Annotated in this window: 2 protein-coding genes and 1 pseudogene; all 3 read right to left on the reverse strand. The window is 71.8% G+C overall.

Annotated features, from left to right (window positions below):
* Positions 1-254: EF-hand domain-containing protein (locus B9P64_RS21555; protein WP_139826456.1), on the reverse strand; the 254-nt coding region annotated here is incomplete at its 3' end.
* Positions 251-1,120 (reverse strand): sterol desaturase family protein, encoded by an 870-nt coding sequence (locus tag B9P64_RS21560; protein WP_235840086.1) that lies wholly within the window; start codon positions 1,118-1,120, stop codon positions 251-253. The genes B9P64_RS21560 and B9P64_RS21555, both read right to left, overlap by 4 nt.
* 7 nt (positions 1,121-1,127) lie before the next feature.
* Positions 1,128-1,538 (reverse strand): annotated as a pseudogene (locus tag B9P64_RS25885) (hypothetical protein); the annotation flags it as partial.

The raw sequence follows: 1,538 nt of genomic DNA on the forward strand, positions 1-1,538 counted from the left end.
ACGACGGCCAGCGTCACCGCGCCGGTCTTGCCGCTGTCGATGGCGTCGAAGTTGTCGCGCACGCGCGGCATGGCGGCGGCCTCGGCGCGGGTGAGCTGGCCGTCGTGGTCGGTATCGGCGCGGGCAAAGCGCTGTTCCAGCTCGGCAACCATCTGCTGGGCCTTGGCGGCGCGGTCGCCGCCGGCGGTCTGGGCAAAGGCCGGCGCGGCGGCGAGCAGTAGCAGCGCGAGCAGCGCGGGGCGGAAGCGGTTCATGTTGAAGTCCTTTGCGGTTTGAGAAAACGGGCGGGGCGCGGTTCCGGCTGCCAGCCCGGCGGCCGCAGCAGCAGCCCGAGCCGGTCGCGCCAGCGCGGCGCGCGGCGCAGGTCGCGGCCGAGCGCGATCCATTCATGAAAGCTGATGAACAGCGGATTGCGGCTTTGCAGCGGCGGCAGCAGGCCGTAGTCGCAGGGGATGTCGGCGCGCTCGGGCGTGTAGGTGCCAAGCACGCGGTCCCACAGCAGCAGCACGCCACCGAAATTGCGGTCGAGGTAGGGCCCGTTGCGCGCGTGGTGCACGCGATGCGCCGACGGCGTGTTGACGATGCCCTCCAGCCAGCCTAGCCGGGGCACCAGCTCGGTATGCAGCCAGAACTGGTACAGCAGATTGAGCGCCAGCATCCCGAACACGGCGGCCGGCGCAAAGCCCAGCCACACCAGCGGCAGAAAGAACAGCCCGGTGCCGGTGATGCCGCCGGTCCAGCCCAGCCGATAGGCGCCGGACAGATTCAGCTGCTCGGGCGAGTGATGCACCGCATGCGTGGCCCAGAACCAGCGCACGCGGTGGCTCGCGCGGTGATAGCCGTAGTAGCAAAGCTCCTCGCCGACAAACAGCAGGCCGATGGCCCAGGCGCGGTCGAGCGGCACGGTCCACAGCCGGTGCTCCCAGGTGAAGGCGAACAGGCCGGCGAACAGCCAGGCGCCGGCGGCGCGACCGAGCGGCTGGCCGAGCGCAATCACCGCCGAGGCGAGCGCATCGCGCGCATCCCAGCGCAGCTGGCGACGGCGCAGCAGCAGCACCTCCAGCAGGGCCAGCGCCATCAGCAGCGGCAGCAGCCAGGACAGGCGCAGCGGCTCGAACACGGCGCGCTCAGCGGCAGGCGATGGCGGCGCCACTGGCATCGGTACAGCCGCCGCTGTGGACGACGCTGCCGTTGCTGGCCGTGGTGCTGCCGTTGTAGCTGCTGCCGTTGGCGCCGGTCAGGTTGCTGCTGCGGCTGGCGTTGACGTTGCCGCTGGCATCGCGGCTGACGTTGCCGCTCGTGCTGCCGCTTGTGCCGTTGGCGGTGCTGAAGCTGCCGCCCGCGCTGCTGCTCACGTTGCCGGCGCCGTCGCCGGTGGTGTTGCGGTTGCGCTGGAAGGCGCCGCCGCGGTCGTTGCTGCCGCTGCGCCAGGCGCTGCCACTCACGCCGCCGCCCTCGTTGCGCGTGATGCTGCGGCCACCGCCGCCGCTGCGTTCAAAGGCCAGCACGTCCGCCGCCGGCAGAGCCAGCGCAGCGAC

It is taken from the genome of Derxia lacustris (assembly GCF_002105195.1).
GTDB classification, from domain to species: domain Bacteria; phylum Pseudomonadota; class Gammaproteobacteria; order Burkholderiales; family Burkholderiaceae_E; genus Derxia; species Derxia lacustris.